The following is an 18,990-nucleotide window of genomic DNA, read 5'->3' on the forward strand; positions in this document are numbered from 1 at the left end:
CGACGGCTTCGACCTAACAATGTTGGAGATTGGCGAAAACAAAACGTGCAACCGATCTCCCCCCTTGTGGGGGAGATGTCCGGCAGGACAGAGGGGGGTGCCTGGGCGCAAACCTACCGTCATCAATCCCCCTCGAACACCGGCTTTTCCTTGGCCACGAACGCCTTGTAGGCGCGCTCGAAATCGCGGGTCTGCATGCAGATCGCTTGCGCCTGTGCTTCCGCCTCGATCGCCTGGTCGAGGCCCATCGACCATTCCTGGTTGAGCTGCGTCTTGGTGATGCCATGGGCGAAGGTCGGGCCGGAGACGATGCGCGCCGCCATGTCGAGCGCGTCGGCCTCGAGCGCCGCGGCATCGACCAGCCTGTTGTAGAAGCCCCAACGTTCGCCTTCCGCCGCCGTCATGGTGCGGCCGGTGTAGAGCAGTTCGGCGGCGCGGCCCTGGCCGATGATGCGCGGCAGGATCGCGCAGGCGCCCATGTCGCAGCCGGCAAGGCCGACGCGGGTGAACAGGAACGCGGTCTTGGCTTCCGGCGTGGCGATGCGGATATCGGAACTCATTGCAATGATGGCGCCGGCGCCAACCGCGACGCCATCGACCGCCGCAATGATCGGCTTGCCGCAATTCAGCATCGCCTTGACGAAATCGCCGGTCATGCGGGTGAAGGCAAGAAGCTGCTTCATGTCCATCTTGACCAGCGGGCCGATGATGTCATGGACATCGCCGCCGGAGCAGAAATTGCCGCCATTGGAGAGGAACACCACTGCGTCGACGTCGTCGGCATAGACGAGGTCGCGGAACGTGTCGCGCAACTCCGCATAGCTGTCGAAGGTCAGCGGGTTCTTGCGTTCAGGCCGGTCGAGCCGGACCTTTGCGATCCTGCCCTCGACCTCCCAGATGAAATGCTTCGGCTTGCGCCCGGCCATTTCGGTCATTCGCGTCCCTCCCAATTGCTGCGGAACGAGGTCAGCATACCGGTCAGCCGGCGCGCGTCGTCCTCGCTGACCTTGCCCAGCAATTCGCCGATCCAGCCTTCATGCGCCGCGGCGATGGTGGCAAAGGCCTGCGTGCCTTCCTCGGTCAGCCGCACCATCGACGTGCGGCGGTCGCCATTGCGCCTCGCGCGTGCCACCAGCCCTTCCGAAACCAGCCGGTCGACAATGCCCGTGACGTTGCCGTTGGAGACCAGCAGGAAGCGCGACAGGTCGCTCATCAGCATGCCTTCCGGCACCCGATAAAGGGCCGCCATCACATCGAAGCGCGGCAGCGTCGTGTTGAATTCCTTCTTCAGGCGCTCGCGCAGCTCGGCCTCGATCGTGCGCGAGGCACGCAGCAGCCTGATCCACAGACGCAAGCGGTCCTTGCCGGGTCCCGACGGCGCGGGCAGGGGGCCGGCTACCATGTTTCGCCTCCTGAGATGGAAATTGCCTGTCCGGTGATCGATTGGGCGGCGTCGCCACACAGCCACAGCACGGCGGCGGCGACCTCTCGCGGCTGGATGAAGCGGCCCTGGGGGTTGGTCGAGGCGAGGCTCGACCGCGCCTGCTCGGCCGAGCGGCCGGTCTTTTCGATGATGCGTTGGATGGACTCCTCCAGCATCTCGGTTTCCACAAAACCCGGGCACACGGCATTGACGGTGACGCCGGATTTCGCAGTCTCCGCCGCCAGCGCCCGCATCAGGCCGACGACGCCATGCTTGGCCGCGACGTAAGCCGCGACATACGGATAGCCCTTGAGTCCGGCCGTCGAGGCGATGAAAACGATGCGGCCCGCCTTGCGCGCGGCCATCCCGGCCAGCGCCGGCTTCACCGTCAGGAAGGCGCCGGTCAGATTGACGTCGAGCGTCCGCTGCCAGTCGGCAAGCGTTGTCTTGTGCGCCGGCGTGCTGCCGGCCATGCCGGCATTGGCGACGACGATGTCGAAGGGCCCTCGTGCGGCTTGCGCTGTCTCGTAAAGCGACGCCATTGCCGCCTCATCGGTGACATCGGCGGCAGTGCCGAAAATGCGGTCGCTTTCGCCGGCCACCTTGGCGAGTTCCGCCTCGCGCCGGCCACAGATGGTCACGTCGATGCCGGCACTCGCCAGCGCTAGCGCGATGGCCCGGCCGACACCGGAGCCGCCGCCAGTGACCAGCGCATGCTTGCCCGCGATCATGTGCCAATCCTCGAAACTTGGCGCCAAGTACCCCCACCCCTAACCCTCCCCACAAGGGGGAGGGAGAAGGCAGCACCTATCGATCGCAAACTTATGCGGTTTCCGCTGGGTCGAACGCAACATAGTCCCCCTTCCCCTTGTGGGGAGGGGCCAGGGGTGGGGGTACAGCGTCGACGTAGCAAGCGAAAAGCACTCATACTTTTAGCCCCGCGGCAGCATCACGCTCGGCCAGCCGGTAGAGCTGGTCGCGTCCGGGCAGATAGGGATCCGGCCATTTGACGCCACGGTCGCCGAGCGTGACCGCGGCATGCAGCGTCCAGTAGGGGTCGGCGAGATGCGGCCGTGCCAGCGCCACCAGATCGGCGCGGCCGGCCATCAGGATCGAGTTGACGTGGTCCGGCTCGTAGATGTTGCCGACCGCCATCGTCGCCATGCCGACCTCGTTGCGGATACGGTCGGAAAACGGCGTCTGGAACATGCGGCCATAGACCGGCTTCGCCAGTGCCGAAGTCTGGCCGGCCGAGACGTCGCAGATGTCGACGCCGGCCTCATGCAGCAGCCGCGCGATCTCGACCGCGTCGGCGGGCGTCACGCCTTCGATGCCAAGCCAGTCATTGGCGGAGATGCGCATCGAGATCGGTTTTTCCGCCGGCCAGGCGGCGCGTACCGCACGGAAGATTTCCAGGGGATAGCGCATGCGGTTTTCCAGCGAACCACCGTATTTATCCGCGCGCCGATTGGTGACCGGCGTGATGAAGGACGACAGGAGATAGCCGTGCGCGGCGTGGATTTCGAGCATATCGAAGCCGCAGCGATTGGCCATCTCGGCCGAAGCCACGAATTCGTCGCGCACGCGGTCCATGTCGGCGCGGTCCATCGCCTTCGGCACCTGATTCTGCGGCGACCACGCCACGGCCGATGCCGCGATCACCGGCCAGTTTCCGGAGGTCAACGGCACGTCGGTGCCCTCCCAGCCGAGCCGAGTCGAACCCTTGGCGCCGGAATGGCCGATCTGGGCGCAGATCTTGGCTTCGGTCTCGATGTGGACGAAATCGACCAGCCGCTTCCACGCCACCTCATGTTCGGGCGCATAGAAGCCGGGACAGCCGGGCGTGATGCGCCCTTCCGGGCTGACGCAGGTCATCTCGATATAGATGAGGCCAGCACCGCCCTTGGCCCGCTCGGCGTAGTGGGCGAAATGCCAGTCGGTCGGGCAGCCGTCGACGGCCTTGTACTGCGCCATTGGCGAGACGACGACGCGGTTTTGCAGCTTCAGATCGCGTAGCTTGAAAGGCGCGAACATCGGCGCGCGGCGCATGCCGCCGGCCCCCGCCTGGCGCTGGAACCATTCTTCCGCGCCGCCCAGCCATTCGGCATCGCGCAGCCGCAAATTCTCGTGGCTGATGCGCTGCGAGCGGGTCAAAAGCGAATAGTTGAACTGCACCGGATCGAGGCCGAGATAACGTTCAACCTCCTCGAACCATTCCAGCGAATTGCGCGCCGCCGATTGCAGCTTCAGCACCTCGGTGCGGCGGGCATCCTCGTATTTGCGGAAGGCGGCGTCGAGGTCGGGTTCGGTTTCGACATATTCGGCCAGCGCCACGGCGCTCTCCAGCGCCAGCTTGGTGCCGGAGCCGATCGAGAAGTGCGCTGACGCCGCCGCATCGCCCATCAGTGCGAGATTCTTGTAGGACCAGCGCTCGCACAGCACGCGTGGGAAATTGATCCAGGCCGAGCCCCTGATATGGTTGGCGTTGGTCATCAGCGCGTGGCCGCCGAGATGCTTCGCAAAGATACGCTCGCAGGTGCCGATCGATTCCTGCTGCGACATCGCACCGAAGCCGAAGGCAGCCCAGGTCTGTTCGCTGCACTCGACGATGAACGTCGCGGTGTCGCTGTCGAATTGGTAGGCGTGCGCCCACACCCAGCCATGCTCGGTCTTTTCGAAGATGAAGGTGAAGGCGTCGTCGAATTTCTGTTGCGTGCCCAGCCAGACGAACTTGCATTTGCGGGTGTCGATGTCGGGCTTGAAGATGTCGACGAAGCTGTTGCGCGCCCTGGAATTCAACCCGTCGGCGGCGACCACCAGATCATGCGTTTCCATGTAAGGTCGGGGATCGGCAATGTCGGTCTCGAACATGAGCTTGACGCCGAGTTCTCGCGCTCGGCGCTGCAACAGGATGAGCAGCCGCTTGCGGCCGATGCCGCAGAAACCGTGCCCGGTCGAAACCGTACGCACGCCGTCATGGATGACGGCGATGTCATCCCAATAGGCGAAATGCTTCTTGATCCAGACGGCGCTGACCGGATCGTTCTTCGACAAATTGTCGAGCGTCTCGGCCGACAGCACGACGCCCCAGCCGAACGTGTCGTCGGCGCGGTTGCGCTCGAACACCGTCACCTCGTGCGCGGCGTCCCTGAGTTTCATCGAAATGGCAAAGTAGAGGCCGGCTGGTCCACCGCCGAGAACCGCAACCTTCATGTCTGCGATCTCCTCTTCGCTTCCTGGCTTCAGTATCGCGCTGGCGGCAAATTATTTCAAGCTTAAAGTTTCATATCGAAATGATTCAACGTTGCAGTCGTCGGCGAACGGGCCGAACGACATCGCCTTCTTGCAGCCGACCACCCCGGTGAAGAAGTCGACCGCCTGCTTCATGTCAGGAACCGTGATGCCGGTGTGATCATGCCCGCGCATGCCGGGATCGAGCTGGCGGCGGCCATGCCGGCGCTGCCGAGGACAAAGGCCGCGAGTGTTGTGTTTCGAAGTATCGTCTTCATCTCAGTCCTCTCCATTGGCGGGACCAAGTCATTGCGGTCGCACGTCCAAAGCCCGCTTTCGGCGTGCGGTTGCATTCATGTCGAGACCTTTGCGACGGCAGGGATGTCCAGCCAACCCGGATCGATCTCTGGCAGCGGAATGGCTGCGATGAGATCGCGCGTGTAGGCCTGCCGTGGATCGTCGAACAAGGCGTCGGTGGCGCTGGCTTCGACGATCACGCCTTCGCGCATGACGATCACTTGCTGGCACAGCCGCCGAATGACCGACAGATCGTGGCTGATGAAGGCGACGGTCAGGCCCATCTCGGCGGCAAGCTTCTCCAGCAGGGTCAGGATTTGCGCCTGCGTCGACACGTCGAGGCCGGAGACGATCTCGTCGGCCAGTACGAATTTCGGTGACAGCGCCAACGCACGCGCAATGCCGACGCGCTGGCGCTGTCCGCCCGACAGTTCGTGGCGGTAGCGGGTGGCGAAGCTCTGCGGCAGGCCGACGCGCTGCAGGGCCTCGGCAACGCGGCTCTTCAGATTATCGCGAAGCCCATTCAGCTTCAAAGGCGCGGCGATGATGCTGGCAATGGTGCGGCGCGGGTTGAGCGACGACATCGGATCCTGGAAGATCATCTGCATATCGCGGCGCAGCGGCCTGAGCTCCGCCTCAGGCAGATGGGTGATATCGCGGCCGTCGAAGCTGATGCTGCCGGCGCTGGGCTCCAGCAGGCGCACCAGCGCGCGGCCGAGTGTCGATTTTCCCGATCCGGATTCGCCGACGATGCCGGTCACCGATCCCCGGGGCAGATCGAAATCGAGGCCTTTTAGGATCTCGGCCAAGGGCGCGCGGCCGATCAGTGGCTTACGCGTCATGTCGGGCAGGGCGACCTTCAGCCCGCGCACGGAAAACAGCGGCTCAACCATGCGGCCGCCGCCAGGCCTGGTCGGCGGCCGTGATCTCCGCGGCCAGTCCGGCCAGTACCGCCTCGTCCACTGGCTTCAGCGAAGCGAACGGGTCGGTGTAGCGCGGCGTGGCGGCCATCAGCGCTCGCGTATAGGGGTGCTGCGGGGCGGCGAAGAGGGCAGCCGTTTCGGCCTCCTCGACCACCTTGCCGGCATAGAGCACCGACACTCTCTGGCTGATCTTGGCGACGACGCCGAGATCATGGGTGACGAACAGGATCGCCGTGCCGTGCTCGCGCTGCAACTGCGCTATCAGGCGCAGGATCTGTTTCTGCACGGTGACGTCGAGCGCCGTGGTCGGCTCGTCGGCAACGATGAGCCGCGGCTCGGCGGCGAAGGCGGCGGCGATCAGCACGCGCTGGCGCATGCCGCCGGAAAGCTCGTGCGGATAGCTTTTCAGCACGCGGTCGGGGTCGCGGATCTGCACCTCGTCCAGCAGTTGGCGAATGCGGGTATCGGCCCTCTCGCCACTCCAGCCGAGAATGCGCACCAACCGGTCGGTCATCTGCGAGCCGATACGCCGCGACGGATTGAGCGCGGTCAGCGGGTCCTGCGGGATCAGCGCCGTGCGCGCACCGATCAGCGTGCGCCGCGCCTTGGGCTGGAGCTTGCCGAGATCTTCGCCCTCGAGCAGCATGTCGCCTTCGACAATGCGCACGCTCGACGGCAGCACGCCGAGCACCGCCTTGCCGATCATCGTCTTGCCGGCGCCGCTCTCGCCGACCAGCGCACGGACCTCGCCGGGCTGGACGGAAAGCGACACCGAGCGCAGCACGCGCTGGCCGTTCGGCAGCACGGCGCTCAGATCCCTGATCTCGAGACAGGCGCTCATCGCAGCACCGGGTCGAAGCGCGTCTTCAGCGCCTCGCCGAACTGGCTGAAAGACAGCACCGTCAGGATCAGCGTGACCAGCGGGAACACCAGCACCCACCACGCCTGATGGATCGACAGCCGGCCCTCGGCGATGATGCCGCCCCAGGTCGGGTCGTCGGTCGAGATCGACAGATTGACGAAGGACAGGATCGCCTCGACGATGACGGCGATGCCCATTTCCAGCGACAGCAGCGCGACGATCGACGGCACCACATTGGGCAGCACTTCGCGCAGCATGATGCCGATGCGGCCATAGCCGGCGATGCGGGCATTCTCGACATAGTCCATGCGCGACTGGCCCATGGTTTCGGCACGGATCACCCGGCAGAAACGCGTCCAGTCGATGATGGCGATGGCGAGGATGACCGAGCTCAGGCCGGTGCCGAGCACGGCCACCAGAAGGATGGCGAACAGCACCGGCGGAAACGCCATCCAGACATCGACGATGCGCGAGATGATGCGGTCTGCCCAGCCGCCGAAATAACCCGCGATCAGCCCAAGCGTCGAGCCGACCAGGCACGCCGCGATGGCGGCGGCAAAAGCGACGATGAAGGCGATGCGGCCGCCGAAGATCAGGCGGGAGAACAGGTCGCGGCCGAGGCTGTCGGTGCCGAGCCAATAGCCGGGCTCGGCGCCATCAATCCAGAACGGCGGCAACCGCTCCAGCATCAGATCCTGCGCCAGCGGATCCTGCGGCGCCACCAGCGGCGCGAAGATCGCGGCCAGCAGCGCCAGCAGCAGCCAGCCGCCGGCAAGCCACAAGCGCGGCGACACGCTACGCCTTCGAGCACGGCCCTCATCCATGGCGCAGCCTCGGATTGAGCAGGGCATACATCATGTCGACGGCGAGGTTGATCAGCACGAACAGCAGCGCGAAGACCAGCACGATGCCCTGGATCAGCGGCAGGTCGCGGTTGATGACGGCGTCGATCGCCATATTGCCGAGGCCTTCATACGAAAACAGCCGTTCGACGATGACCGTGCCGCCGATGAGGAAAGTGAACTGCACGCCGACCAGCGTCAGCGTTGGCAAGGCGGCGTTCTTCAGCGCCTCGCGCAGGATGACCTGCGTTTCCGAAAACCCCTTCACCCGCGCCAGCACGACATAATCGAGGTCGAGCACTTCCTTCAGCGACTGTTTCAGCAGTTGCGAGATGATCGCCGCCAGCGGTAGCGCCAAAGCCACGGCCGGCATCAGCATGTGCTTCAAGAGATCCCAGGTGAGGTCGAGGCGCAGGCGCAATAGGCTCTCGAACAGATAGAACTGGGTGACGAACGGCAGGTCGAGTTGCGGCGATACCCGGCCGGAAATGTCGAAGATCGGCACCAGCACGCCGAACAGCAGGATCAGCACCAGGCCCCACAGGAAATCGGGAATGGAGAGTGCCGCGCCGCTGGCGATGTCGATGCCTGCCTCGACCGCCGTGCCGCGTTCGCGGGCGCCGATGATCGCCGTCGTGCCGCCGAGTGCCACCGCCATCACAAGCGCGACGATGGCGAGCTCCAGCGTCGCCGGCAGCCGGTTGAAGACAAGGCCGAGTACGTCTTGCCGCAGCGAGATCGAGGTGCCGAAATCGCCCCTGACGACGCCGGACAGCCAGATGAAGAACTGCTGCACGATGGTCTTGTCGAGCCCGTAAAGCGCACGCAGCCGGGCAATGTCGGCATCCGTGGCGCCGGGCGGCAGCATCATGGCGATCGGATCGCCGGGAGCGACGCGGATCACGACAAAGACGACGACGGCCACGCCGAACAGCGTGATCAGCATCGTCAGAAGACGGATCAGGAATCTTTGCAAAAGCATTCTGGCATAGGCCCAATGCGTTTCAGCGACTGATGGAACGAACAGTCCCCTCATCCGGCCGTCGACGGCTGAGTAAGTCTCTTCTCCCCAGCGGGGAGAAGGTGGCCCGAAGGGCCGGATGAGGGGGCCTGCGCAAGTTGGGCGAAGGCACGCCGTCTCGTGACAGCGTGCCATTTGCCTGTCTCAGGCCGGGGTCATCAGGGCCGGCAGCAGCGCTCCGGACACATGCTGCACAACATTGACGCCCTTGGCATGCACGATCGGCTGCGCGTACTGGATAAGCGGCAGCACATAGGCCTGCTCGGCGATGTATTTGTCGACAGCCTTCCAGCCGGCGATGCGCTTGGCCTCGTCCTTTTCGCCCCACAGCGGGTTGATCATGTCGATCAGGTCCTGGCTGTCCCACACCGAATGCGGGCTTGGGCCGTACATGGCAAAGCCGGTCGAGGTGGTCGGATCGCCGATGGCGTTGCCCCAGTTGTAGAAGGCGGCCGGAGCCAGCTTGTCGGCGGCGCGCAGCTCGTAGTGCTTGGCGATCTCGTAGACCTCGATCGTCGCCTCGATGCCGACCTTGCGCCACATGCCGACGATCGCCTGGATCATCTCATAGTCCTTGGGCTTGAAGCCCTTGGTCGTCTGGATGGTGAACTTGACCGGCTTTTCCGGCGAATAGCCGGAGGCAGCGAGCAGTTCCTTGGCCTTCTCGGGATTGTGCTCGACCTTGATCGACGCATCGTAGGCCGCGTATTCCGGCGTCTCCAGCGTGTCGATCGGCTGGCCATAGCCGCGCAGCAGGCGGTCGACCAGCAGCTTCTTGTCGATCGACATGACGGCTGCCTGGCGGACGTTCTTGTCCAGCATCGCCTCGATGTCGTTGAAGAAGATCATGCCGATATCGGACACGTTCTTGCACGAGCCGGCAAGCCCGTCCTTGGCGATCAGCCGGTCATATTCCTCATAGGGAATTTCGAGCGTCACCTGCGAGGAGCCGGACTCGATCTCGGCGACGCGGCTCGCCGCGTCAGTGACGAACTTGATCGTCACGTTCGCGAAGGCGGGCTTGCCGCCCCAATAGTTCGGGTTGGCCTTCAGCCGCAGGAAGGCGTTGCGCTCGAATTTTTCGACCATGTAGGGGCCAGTGCCGATCGGCGCCTTCTCGAAGCCTTCGGCGCCCACCTTCTCGTAATAGGCCTTCGGCATGATGTAGCCGGTCAAAAACGACATCCATTTGAAATACACCGGGTCGAACTGCACGACGTCGCCGGTGATCTTGTTGCCGTCGATCTTGAAGTTGTTGACGTTCTTCCAGACGAACTGGATCGGGTTGCCGGTCTTCTCGTCACCCGCCCGCTGCAACGACCAGACCACGTCTTCCGCCGTGAAAGGCGAGCCGTCGTGCCATGTCACGCCTTCGCGCACCGTCATCATGATCTTTGTGCGGTCTTCGTTCCAGCCCCATTCGGTGAGCAGGCCCGGCGCGAAGGACAGGTCGGGCTTTTGCGGGATGAACTGGTCGAACACCGACTGGTAGAGTCCCTGGATCGTCGGGTTGACCGCCGAAGGTCCGGTGGTCGGATCCCAGGACGGCAGGTTGACGTTGTAGGCGATGGTCAGTTCGCCTGCGGCCGCCTTGGCGATCCGCGGCAGACCGACAGCGGCTACCCCGAGTGCCGCGGCACTGTATCCCAGCAATTCACGTCTGTTGATTGTCATGGTCGTTCCCCTTGTTGGTTTATTGTCCTTGCGCGGCATCGTCAGTTCATTGTTCAGGCTCTTGGGCAGCAGCGCCTTGCCCTTTTTCGCCTGTGTGAATCTTCGGCTCTACCTCCCGCCAAGCTGTTGCGCGAGCATGTATCCGGAAGCCGCGCCGGTGCCGGCACCTGGCCATGTCGCGGCGCCGGTGAGATGGAGATTGCCGATCGGCGTGTTCCAGCCGGCGTAGCCGCGCGCCGGGCGAAACAAAAAATTCTGTGCCAGATGATGGCTGCCGCAGACCTGGTCGCCGCCGACGAGGTTCGGGTTCTCGCGCTCGAGATCGATGGGGGAGAAGACGGCGCGGCCGAGGATCTTGTTTCGCAAGCCGGGCGCGTAGGCCTCGATGATGTCGAGGACACGGTCGGCGTAGACCTCCTTGACCTTGTCCCAATGCGCGGGCGCGATCTTGCCGACGGCATCGCCTGTGATTTCGGCGGGCAGCATGCGCACCTGCACCCACAGCGCATGCTTGCCTTCAGGCGCCCGCGACGGGTCGATCGCGGTCGGCTGGCCGACGACCGACCAGAACCGGCTCGTCCGGCAGCATCCCCGCCATCGCCTGCTGGTAGGTGCGCGACATGGCGTCGAGCGACGGCGACAGATGCACATAGGCGAACTGCCGCAACTCGGCTCCGGCGCGCCAGTCGGGCAGATCGTCGAGCGCCAGGTGGATCATCATCGTGCCCGGCGCATGGCGGAATTTCCGCATCGCCGTGTCGAAGCCGGCGTCACCCGAACCGTCGGGCAGCAGCTTGCCGGTCAGTGCCTTGGGCGCGACGCCGGCGATGACCGCCCTGGTGGCGGTATGCGTCTCACCGGAAGCAAGCCTCACACCGGTTGCCTTGCGGGCGGAAATAGTGATCTCGGCCACCTCGGCGCCAGTGACGATCTTGCCGCCGGCGGACGTCACCATGCCCGACAATGCGCGGATGATGGTGTCGGCGCCGCCCTTGCCCAGCACCATGCCAAAGCTCTGGTTGGCCATCGATTCCAGATAGGGGAAGACGGCACCCCCGGCGATGTCGGGGGCGAAGTCGAGATGCATGCCCCAGGTGGCGAGCGTCGCCCTGATATGGGGCGACTCGAAAGTCTCCTCCAGCCACGCGCGTGGCGAAGACAACAGCAGCCGTCCCGTATCGAGCGCCCCCGACATGCCCTTCTTGCGCCACAGGTTCCATGCCGTGCCGGCCAGCGCGCGGGCGCTCATCGGCGAACCGAGCAACCTGAACAGATGCTCGGCTTCCGCCGGAAAGGCGGCAACCAGTCCGCGCCATGTCGCGGCATCGGCAGCGGAGAAGGCGGCCATGCGCGCCGTGGTCTTTTCCAGATCGTTGCTGACGCCGAACCAGCGTCCGTCCGGAAAGGCGCTGGCGAAACAATCGGCGACCGGCGCGAACTCCAGCCCCTGCGCTTTCAATTCATTTGCATATTTCCGGTGGAAGGCCGAGCCGGCGAACAGGCTTAGATTCATCGCGCCGAAATCGTGGCGGAAGCCGGGAAGGGTGAATTCGCGCGTCTGGACGGCGCCGCCGATTGTTGCACTGCGTTCGAAAATCCCGGTTTTCCAGCCTTTGAGCGCCAGATGCGCGGCGCATGCCAGACTGTTGTGGCCCGCCCCGACAAAGATGGCGTCGAATTCGCTCACGCCCCGGTCCCATTTTCCTTTATGCTTAAAGATAATTGCAGATGCATATGTTTTCGTCTAGTAGGATATTAAGGGCCGAGACGAGCCTTGATCATCAGATGAAAGAGGGAACAGAGAACGATGGACACCCAAAAACTCCTCGGCGAAGTCGCCGGCCAGCTTCTTTCAGGCGCCATCAAGGTGGTCGACCTGACGGCGCCGCTCGGACCGGATACGCCATTGATCAAACTGCCGCCGGAACTCGCCGTCGACACGCCCAAGGTCGAGATCCACTCGATCTCCCGCTATGACAAGAACGGCCCGTGGTGGGCATGGAACTGGCTGAAGCTTGGCGAGCATTCGGGCACGCATTTCGATGCGCCGCAGCATTGGATCAGTGGCAAGGATTATGCCGACGGCGCCACTGACACCATTCCGGCCCAGAATTTCGTCGGCCCGGTCAATGTCATCGACTGTTCGAAGGAAGCCGCCGCCGACCCTGATTTCCTGCTCACCGTCGACCACATCAAGGCGTGGGAAGCCAGGCATGGCGCCATCAATGCCGGCGAATGGGTGGTGATGCGCACCGATTGGTACAAGCGCAACGGTTCCGAAGCCGAGTTCCTCAACGCCGACGAGACCGGCCCGCATACGCCCGGCCCGACAGCCGAAGCCATCCAGTTCCTGATCAGCAAGGACATCAAGGGCTGGGGCAGCGAGACGATCGGCACGGATGCCGGCAAGGCCGGCGGCATGGAGCCGCCATTCCCGGCGCACACGCTGATGCACAAGGCCAACCGCTACGGCCTCGCCAGCCTCTGCAATCTCGACCAGCTGCCGCCGAAGGGCGCCATCCTGATCGCCGCGCCGCTCAGGATCGAACACGGCACCGGCAGCCCGATCCGCGCGCTGGCGCTGGTGTCGAAGCAATAGGGCGAGGTGGGGTCTTCGGGAGAAGATCATGCGCAAAGGCGAAACCGGGTTGATGATGTGGCAACCGTGCAGTGGTGGCGCTCCACGGCGCGAAGGAATGCAACGCTGCGCGTTTAAACCTCGCTTCCCGCCCACGGGGAGCAATCGTTAATGAAGGCCCCCGATCACATCATCGTCGGCAGCGGCATCAACGCGCTGGTCTGCGCGGCGATGCTTGGCGGCAAGGGTGCCAAGGTGCTCGTGCTGGAGCGCAATGACCGCATTGGCGGTTGCATGCGTAGCGAGGAGATCACCGCGCCCGGCTTCATCCATGACGTGATGGCGACGACCTTCGTCCTGTTCATCACCTCGCCGGCCTTTGCGGCGCTCGGCGCCGACCTTGCCCGGCACGGGCTGGAATTCTGCCATACCGGCACGCCGACCGGCGTGCTGCGGCCGGACGGCAGCCATGCGGTGCTCACCACCGACCGTGCCGCCAATGTCGCCGCGTTCAACGCGATCGCGGCGGGCGATGGCGACCGGCACGCGGAGGATGTCGGCGGCATCGAGCGCAATGCCGGCCTGTTGTTCGGCCTGCTCGGCGGCAGCCTGTGGTCTTATCCCATGGCGAAGCTGTTGGCCGGTGATGCCTGGCGGCGTGGCCCTCGCGGCCTTGCCGCCTTTCTCGGCGAGGCACTTGTGCCGGCGCGGAACTGGCTGGAAAGCACCTATCGGTCCGAGACCATCCGGGCTCTGTGGGCACCTTGGGTGCTGCATGCCGGGCTTGGTCCCGAAGATGCGTTCTCTGGCCAGATCGCCAGGGTGATCGCCTTCGCGTTGGAGGCGGCGGGCGCGCCAATCGTCAAGGGCGGAGCGCGGAACCTGCTTTTAGCCTTCGAGGCATTCATCACCGAGCGCGGCGGCGTCATCTCCACCGAAGCGGACGTTGCTTCCATCATCCTGACCGGGGGCCGCGCCACCGGCGTGCGGCTGGCCTCGGGCGAAATGGTCCATGCGAAGAAGAGCGTCATATGCTCGGTCACGCCGACGCAGCTCTATGGCCGGCTGCTCGGCGCGGATGCTCCCCAGGCCGATGTCGAGGCGACGCAGAAATATCGCTACGGCAAAGGCAATTTCCAGATCCACTACGCCCTGGACAAACCGCCCGCATGGCGCGGCGAAGGCCTCGACAAGGTGGCGTTGCTGCACCTGACGCCGGGACTGGATGGCGTGTCGAAGGCCTGCAACGAGGCGGCGCGCGGCATGCTGCCGGAAAAGCCGACCATCTGTGTCGGCCAGCCGCATGCGCTCGATCCGTCGCGCTGTCCGCCGGGCAAGGCTATCCTGTGGCTGCAACTGCCCGAGGCCCCTCGCCACATCAAGGGCGACGCCGCCGGCAAGCTGCCGGCACCCGCCGATGGGCAGTGGACCGACGCGCTGCGCGAGGCCTATGCCGATCGCGCGGAAGCCATCCTCGCCAGTCATATCGAAGGTTTCAAGGACAGCGTCATCGCCCGCCGGGCCTATTCGCCGTCCGACCTCGAAGCGATGAACATAAATCTGGTCGGCGGCGATCCCTATGGCGGCTCCTCGATCATCGACCAGTCATTCCTGTGGCGGCCGTTCAAGACCAGCCGCAATCATCAGACCGGCATCAAGGGTCTCTACCATATCGGCGCCTCGACCCATCCGGGCGCCGGCCTTGGCGGCGGCTCCGGCTTTCTCCTGGCGGGGAGGCTGTGATGGAAGAGAAGGTTGCCGAAAAGCGCCAGCGCATTTCAACCTTGGGGCAGATCGGCCTGCAGCAATTCGCCCCCTATCTGATGAACCGCATCATGGGCCGCTACAACGCCACCTTGCGCGACGATTTCCGCAAGCAGGGGCTGACCATCCCGCAGGTGCGCACGCTCGCCGTGCTGTCGGTGACCGACGGCATCACCGTCAACGACCTCTCGGTCTACACCGTCATCGAGCAGTCGACCTTGAGCCGGACGCTCGACTCGCTTGAGGGCCAGGGTCTTGTGCGGCGTGAGCAGGGCGTCACCGACAGCCGCATCCGCCATGTGTTCCTGACCGATGAGGGCCGCGCTGAGTTCACGCGCGCCTGGCCGGCCATGCATGACGCGTTCGAGGCAATGTTCGACGACGTCGACGATGCCGAATACGCGGCGCTGATCGCGACGCTGCAGAAGATGCTGAAGAACATTCGCAAGCACGACATCTAGACCTACGCGCCGCCAGCCCTGGGCGGTAACGGAAGGAAGAGAAAATGGCCGAACGGTCTTTTGCCAAGGAAGTCGAGAAGCTTCGGCTCGGTGCCGGCGAGGAATTTGCCGGCGAAGGCATCCTCGCCATCACCAAGGCGCTGCTGCAATGCGGCGTCGGCTATGTCGGCGGCTACCAGGGCGCGCCGATCAGCCATCTGATGGATGTGCTGGCCGACGCGCAGGACATTCTGGGCGAGCTCGGCGTGCATTTCGAGGCGAGTGCCTCGGAAGCCACCGCCACCGCCATGCTGGCCGCCTCGGTGCATTACCCGATCCGTGGTGCGGCGACTTTTAAGTCGACGGTCGGCACCAATGTCGCCTCCGACGCGCTCGCCAATCTCGCCTCCGGCGGCGTCACCGGCGGCGCGCTGATCATCGTCGGCGAGGATTATGGCGAAGGCTCCTCGATCATGCAGGAGCGCAGCCATGCCTTCGCCATGAAAAGCCAGGTCTGGCTGCTCGACCCGCGCCCGAACCTGCCGTCGATCGTAAAGGCGGTGGAGGACGGCTTCGAGCTGTCCGAGATTTCCAACACGCCGGTCATGCTGCAGGTGCGCATCCGCTGCTGCCACGTCCATGGCCATTTCATCGCCAAGGACAACAAGCGGCCGCCAATGACAGTCGCCGAGGCACTCGACGCCCCACGCCGCGACACCGGCCGCATCGTGCTGCCACCCGCTTCCTTCCTGCATGAGAAGGAGAAGGTGCAGAAACGCTGGCCGGCGGCGGTGGATTTCATCGCCAAGAACAGGATCAACGAATTCTTCGGGTCCGATCACGGCTCGGTCGGCATCGTCATGCAGGGCGGCATGTACAATTCGGTCATCCGCGCGTTGCAGCGGCTCGGCCTTGCCGACACTTATGGCGACACCGACGTGCCGCTTTACGTGCTCAACGCCGTCTATCCGCTGATCGATGACGAGTTCCTGTCGTTCTGCGAGGGCAAGCAGTCGGTGCTCGTCGTCGAGGAAGGCCAGCCCAATTACATCGAACAGGCCTTCGCTTCGATGCTGCACAAGGCCGGGCGCGGCACCAGACTGGTCGGCAAGGAGCATCTGCCGATGGCGGGCGAATACACCGGCCAGGTCATGCTCGACGGTATCGGCGCCTTCCTGCGCGCGGAGGCGCCGCATCTTTTGCCGGGCGAAGTGCGCGCCCCCAACAAGGTCGGCGACGGCGTCGATACAGCTGACCTGATCAATGTCGTTCCAGGACGACCGCCCGGTTTCTGCATCGGCTGCCCGGAGCGGCCGATCTTTGCCGCGACAAAACTGGTCGAGCAGGAGCTCGGCAAGCACCACATCGCCTCCGACATCGGCTGCCATCTGTTCTCGATCATGCCGCCTTTCGAGCTCGGCGCCACCACCATGGGCTACGGACTGGGGCCAGCTTCCGCCTCGGCGTTCAATTCGCCCGACGCCAAGCGCCGTTCGATTTCCTTCATCGGCGATGGCGGCTTCTGGCACAACGGCCTGACCTCCTCGATCGGCAATGCGGTGTTCAACAAGAATGACGGCGTCATCGTCATCGTCGACAATTTCTATTCGGCCGCCACCGGCGGGCAGGACATCCTCTCATCCCGCGCCGGCAACAAGACCAAGTCGACGAAGCATCCGATCACCGAGGCGGTGAAAGGCATGGGCGTCAAATGGCTGCGCCATGTCGACCGCACCTATGACGTGACCAAGATGCAGGAAACGCTGCGTGAGGCGCTGACGACGGAGGAGAAGGGGCCGAAGGTCATCGTCGCCTCGTCCGAATGCATGCTCAACCGCCAGCGCCGCGAAAAGCCGCTGGTCGACAAGGCAATCAAGGGCGGCGTACGCGTGATAAAACCGAAGTTCGGCGTCGACGAGGATATCTGCACCGGCGATCATGCCTGCATGCGGCTGTCGGGTTGTCCGTCGCTGTCGGTCAAGTCGCTCGACGATCCGCTGCGCGACGATCCGGTGGCGCATATCGACCAGAGCTGCGTCGGCTGCGGCAATTGCGGCGAGGTTGCCGACGCGGCGGTGCTGTGCCCGTCCTTCTATCGCGCCGACGTCGTGCACAATCCGAGCCGCTGGGACCGCGTCCTCGAAGCTGTGCGCCGCGCCACCATCGGCCTGTTGCAGCGCCGCCGCGAAAGCCGGCGCCTGACCTTCGCCGATGCTTGACGCTGTCCCGCCATTTCGCGCCCGGCCCGGCGCCCAGGATGACGAGCACGTCATCAAGCTTGCCGTGCTGGCGGTCGGCGGCCAGGGCGGCGGCGTGCTGGCCGACTGGATCACCGATGTCGCGGAGCGCAACGGCTACGTCGCGCAATCGACCTCGGTCGCCGGCGTCGCCCAACGCACCGGCGCCACCATCTACTATGTCGAGATGGCCCGCGACACCGGCCGGCTGCCGGTCTTCGCGCTGTCGCCCTCGCAAGGCGACGTCGACATCCTGATCGCGGCGGAACTGATGGAAGCCGGCCGCGCCATCATCCGCGGCTTCGTCACGCCCGAGCGAACCACGCTGATCGCCTCGTCGCACCGCATCGCCGCGGTGTCGGAAAAGATCGAGCCGGGCGACGGCCGCGCCTCGTCTTCCAAGGTGCATGCGACGGCGGAAGCCGCATCGAAGCGCTTCATCGCTTTCGACATGGAAAAGATCGCCGCCGACAATGGCTCGATGATCTCGGCCAGCCTGCTTGGCGCGCTGGCGGGGTCCGACGCGCTGCCATTCTCTCGCGAGAGCTACGAACAGGCGATCGGTGCCGGCGGCCGCGGCGTCAAGGCCAGCCTCGCCGCCTTCGGTGCCGCGTTTGATCGCGCGCATGGCACGGCGGCACCAGCGCCTAAGCCGGCGGAGCCAGTGATCGTCGAATCCGCGCTGGGTACAGGACAGGTGACTGGCCCGCAAAACCTGCTGCAAGGCTGGCAGGCCTTGGCCGCCCGCATCGATCTGTTGCCGGTGGCAGTACGGGACCTGGCGCTCCGGGGCTTGCGAAAGGTCGTCGACTATCAGGACATCGCCTACGGGCGTGAGTATCTCGACCGGCTGGACAAGGCGGTCGCGCTGGATGGGCCGGATCGCGGATATGGCTTGTCCATCGCCGCGGCAAAGCATCTGGCCAACGCCCTGTGCTATGACGACATGATCCGCGTCGCCGACCTGAAGACACGCTCGACGCGCGACAGGCGCGTGCGCCGCGAGGTCGGCGTCAAGGACGGCTCGATCCTGCAGGTAACCGAATATTTCCATCCACGCATCGAGGAGTTCTGCGGCACGCTGCCGGCGGGTCTGGGTAGCTACATCGAAAGCCGGCCGAAGCTCGCCGCCTTTCTCGACCGTCGCATCAATCATGGCCGCCGCATCCGCACCGACAGTTTTGCTGGCTTTGCGGCACTCTGGTTCATCGGCGGCCTGCGCCGCTGGCGCCGCAGCCTGCTGCGTCACAAGATCGAGGTCGCGCATCTCGATCGGTGGTACGCGCTGGCCCTCGACCATGTTCCTCAGGACTATGCGCTGGCCGTCGAGATACTCAATTGCCGCCGGCTGATCAAGGGCTACAGCGACACCCACGTCCGCGCCCAGTCGAAATTCGACCGCGTGCTGTCTGCGCTCGATCTGCTCAAGGGTCGCGCGGATGCCGCCGACTGGATCCGCCGCCTGCGCGAGATGGCGCTGAAGGACGAGAAGGGCGATATGCTCGACGGCGCGCTGAAGACGGTGGCGACGCTGGGGCCGGATCCAATCAGCCGAAATATCTAGCGGGCGTCCGCTGATTGCAGCGAGGGCGCGAGCCCATGCAGCGGCGCCGCTAGTACCTGTGCACAGAGGATTCGACGGGTTGGATGGGTTGTAGCCGGGGCAGGCTATCGGGTTTGACGAGCAGTTCGATGCTG

General features: G+C 64.6%; 14 protein-coding genes and 2 pseudogenes. 5 read left to right on the top strand and 11 right to left on the bottom strand.

Annotated features, from left to right (window positions below):
• Window positions 1–122: 122 nt before the first annotated feature.
• The 11 genes and pseudogenes from NKG99_RS27025 to NKG99_RS27075 form a co-directional block, all read right to left on the bottom strand.
• Window positions 123–935: an enoyl-CoA hydratase family protein gene (locus NKG99_RS27025; protein WP_352872051.1), complete on the bottom strand. Its 813-nt coding sequence runs from the start codon at window positions 933–935 to the stop codon at window positions 123–125.
• On the bottom strand, window positions 932–1,402 hold the full coding sequence (locus NKG99_RS27030) for a MarR family winged helix-turn-helix transcriptional regulator (protein ID WP_352661046.1): 471 nt from the start codon (window positions 1,400–1,402) through the stop codon (window positions 932–934). The genes NKG99_RS27025 and NKG99_RS27030 overlap by 4 nt, the downstream gene beginning before the upstream one ends.
• Complete coding sequence (locus NKG99_RS27035; RefSeq protein ID WP_352872052.1) at window positions 1,396–2,154, bottom strand: SDR family NAD(P)-dependent oxidoreductase; 759 nt, start codon at window positions 2,152–2,154, stop codon at window positions 1,396–1,398. Before NKG99_RS27035 ends, NKG99_RS27030 begins: the two co-directional genes overlap by 7 nt.
• Before the next feature lie 193 nt (window positions 2,155–2,347).
• Window positions 2,348–4,636, bottom strand: a complete 2,289-nt coding sequence (locus NKG99_RS27040) for a bifunctional salicylyl-CoA 5-hydroxylase/oxidoreductase (protein ID WP_352872054.1) — start codon at window positions 4,634–4,636, stop codon at window positions 2,348–2,350.
• A gap of 96 nt (window positions 4,637–4,732) precedes the next feature.
• Window positions 4,733–4,964 (bottom strand): annotated as a pseudogene (locus NKG99_RS27045) (VOC family protein); the annotation flags it as partial.
• A gap of 43 nt (window positions 4,965–5,007) precedes the next feature.
• Window positions 5,008–5,844 carry an ATP-binding cassette domain-containing protein gene (locus NKG99_RS27050; protein WP_352872055.1) on the bottom strand — a complete coding sequence of 279 codons (837 nt, stop codon included), beginning with the start codon at window positions 5,842–5,844 and terminating at the stop codon, window positions 5,008–5,010.
• Window positions 5,837–6,715 carry an ABC transporter ATP-binding protein gene (locus NKG99_RS27055; RefSeq protein ID WP_352872056.1) on the bottom strand — a complete coding sequence of 293 codons (879 nt, stop codon included), beginning with the start codon at window positions 6,713–6,715 and terminating at the stop codon, window positions 5,837–5,839. Before NKG99_RS27055 ends, NKG99_RS27050 begins: the two co-directional genes overlap by 8 nt.
• On the bottom strand, window positions 6,712–7,560 hold the full coding sequence (locus tag NKG99_RS27060; protein ID WP_352872058.1) for an ABC transporter permease: 849 nt from the start codon (window positions 7,558–7,560) through the stop codon (window positions 6,712–6,714). Before NKG99_RS27060 ends, NKG99_RS27055 begins: the two co-directional genes overlap by 4 nt.
• On the bottom strand, window positions 7,553–8,560 hold the full coding sequence (locus NKG99_RS27065) for an ABC transporter permease (protein WP_352872059.1): 1,008 nt from the start codon (window positions 8,558–8,560) through the stop codon (window positions 7,553–7,555). The genes NKG99_RS27060 and NKG99_RS27065 overlap by 8 nt, the downstream gene beginning before the upstream one ends.
• A 183-nt stretch (window positions 8,561–8,743) precedes the next feature.
• On the bottom strand, window positions 8,744–10,273 hold the full coding sequence (locus NKG99_RS27070; protein ID WP_352872060.1) for an ABC transporter substrate-binding protein: 1,530 nt from the start codon (window positions 10,271–10,273) through the stop codon (window positions 8,744–8,746).
• A gap of 108 nt (window positions 10,274–10,381) precedes the next feature.
• Window positions 10,382–11,960: pseudogene (locus NKG99_RS27075) on the bottom strand (phytoene desaturase family protein).
• Window positions 11,961–12,080: 120 nt separating this feature from the next.
• Between NKG99_RS27075 and NKG99_RS27080 the strand changes: the two are divergent.
• The 5 genes from NKG99_RS27080 to NKG99_RS27100 all read left to right on the top strand — a co-directional run bounded on the left by NKG99_RS27080 (window position 12,081) and on the right by NKG99_RS27100 (window position 18,856).
• Window positions 12,081–12,872, top strand: a complete 792-nt coding sequence (locus NKG99_RS27080; RefSeq protein ID WP_352872061.1) for a cyclase family protein — start codon at window positions 12,081–12,083, stop codon at window positions 12,870–12,872.
• Between the two features lie 150 nt (window positions 12,873–13,022).
• Window positions 13,023–14,594: a phytoene desaturase family protein gene (locus NKG99_RS27085; protein ID WP_352872062.1), complete on the top strand. Its 1,572-nt coding sequence runs from the start codon at window positions 13,023–13,025 to the stop codon at window positions 14,592–14,594.
• Window positions 14,594–15,076 (top strand): MarR family winged helix-turn-helix transcriptional regulator, encoded by a 483-nt coding sequence (locus NKG99_RS27090; protein ID WP_352872063.1) that lies wholly within the window; start codon window positions 14,594–14,596, stop codon window positions 15,074–15,076. The genes NKG99_RS27085 and NKG99_RS27090 overlap by 1 nt, the downstream gene beginning before the upstream one ends.
• A 44-nt stretch (window positions 15,077–15,120) precedes the next feature.
• Window positions 15,121–17,274, top strand: a complete 2,154-nt coding sequence (locus NKG99_RS27095) for a thiamine pyrophosphate-dependent enzyme (protein ID WP_352872065.1) — start codon at window positions 15,121–15,123, stop codon at window positions 17,272–17,274.
• Entirely contained in the window at window positions 17,267–18,856 is a 1,590-nt protein-coding gene (locus NKG99_RS27100; RefSeq protein WP_352872067.1) for an indolepyruvate oxidoreductase subunit beta family protein, read from the top strand. Before NKG99_RS27095 ends, NKG99_RS27100 begins: the two co-directional genes overlap by 8 nt.
• Window positions 18,857–18,990 lie beyond the last annotated feature (134 nt).

Origin of the sequence: Mesorhizobium sp. M1409 (genome assembly GCF_040317535.1) — a bacterium.
Taxonomy (GTDB): Bacteria; Pseudomonadota; Alphaproteobacteria; order Rhizobiales; family Rhizobiaceae; genus Mesorhizobium.